The following is a 223-nucleotide window of genomic DNA, read 5'->3' as shown; positions in this document are numbered from 1 at the left end:
CCTAAGGTGGGACAGATGATTGGGGTGAAGTCGTAACAAGGTAGCCGTATCGGAAGGTGCGGCTGGATCACCTCCTTTCTATGGAGAATTGATGAACGCTGTTCATCAATATAAGTTTCCGTGTTTCGTTTTGTTCAGTTTTGAGAGAACTATCTCTCATATATAAATGTATGTTCTTTGAAAACTAGATAACAGTGTAGCTCATATTTTTTAATTTTTAGTT

1 rRNA gene is annotated in these 223 nt (G+C 37.7%); it reads left to right on the top strand.

Annotated features, from left to right (window positions below):
• Positions 1-78, top strand: a 16S ribosomal RNA gene (locus MR168_RS33235); the annotation flags it as partial.
• Between the last annotated feature and the right edge of the window lie 145 nt (positions 79-223).

The organism is Bacillus cereus group sp. BfR-BA-01356 (genome assembly GCF_022663635.1).
Classification (GTDB): domain Bacteria; phylum Bacillota; class Bacilli; order Bacillales; family Bacillaceae_G; genus Bacillus_A; species Bacillus_A cereus.
The sequence above is the reverse complement of the archived record's forward strand: the minus strand, read 5'-3'. Positions and strand labels throughout refer to the sequence as shown.